The 936-nt window shown below is 59.3% G+C and carries 1 protein-coding gene; it reads left to right on the top strand.

The annotated features are described in order from the left end of the window. Positions 1–138 precede the first annotated feature (138 nt). Positions 139–936, top strand: a 798-nt coding sequence (gene intI1 / locus K5R89_RS27130) for a class 1 integron integrase IntI1 (protein WP_017901294.1), incomplete at its 3' end; no start/stop codon positions are given.

Raw genomic sequence — 936 nt, 5'->3', positions numbered from 1 at the left:
AACTTTGTTTTAGGGCGACTGCCCTGCTGCGTAACATCGTTGCTGCTCCATAACATCAAACATCGACCCACGGCGTAACGCGCTTGCTGCTTGGATGCCCGAGGCATAGACTGTACAAAAAAACAGTCATAACAAGCCATGAAAACCGCCACTGCGCCGTTACCACCGCTGCGTTCGGTCAAGGTTCTGGACCAGTTGCGTGAGCGCATACGCTACTTGCATTACAGTTTACGAACCGAACAGGCTTATGTCCACTGGGTTCGTGCCTTCATCCGTTTCCACGGTGTGCGTCACCCGGCAACCTTGGGCAGCAGCGAAGTCGAGGCATTTCTGTCCTGGCTGGCGAACGAGCGCAAGGTTTCGGTCTCCACGCATCGTCAGGCATTGGCGGCCTTGCTGTTCTTCTACGGCAAGGTGCTGTGCACGGATCTGCCCTGGCTTCAGGAGATCGGAAGACCTCGGCCGTCGCGGCGCTTGCCGGTGGTGCTGACCCCGGATGAAGTGGTTCGCATCCTCGGTTTTCTGGAAGGCGAGCATCGTTTGTTCGCCCAGCTTCTGTATGGAACGGGCATGCGGATCAGTGAGGGTTTGCAACTGCGGGTCAAGGATCTGGATTTCGATCACGGCACGATCATCGTGCGGGAGGGCAAGGGCTCCAAGGATCGGGCCTTGATGTTACCCGAGAGCTTGGCACCCAGCCTGCGCGAGCAGCTGTCGCGTGCACGGGCATGGTGGCTGAAGGACCAGGCCGAGGGCCGCAGCGGCGTTGCGCTTCCCGACGCCCTTGAGCGGAAGTATCCGCGCGCCGGGCATTCCTGGCCGTGGTTCTGGGTTTTTGCGCAGCACACGCATTCGACCGATCCACGGAGCGGTGTCGTGCGTCGCCATCACATGTATGACCAGACCTTTCAGCGCGCCTTCAAACGTGCCGTAGAA

The organism is Klebsiella sp. TF21-TM, from assembly GCF_019753495.1.
Classification (GTDB): domain Bacteria; phylum Pseudomonadota; class Gammaproteobacteria; order Enterobacterales; family Enterobacteriaceae; genus Klebsiella; species Klebsiella quasipneumoniae.
Note: the sequence above shows the minus strand (reverse complement) of the source record. Positions and strands in the feature narration are given on the sequence as shown.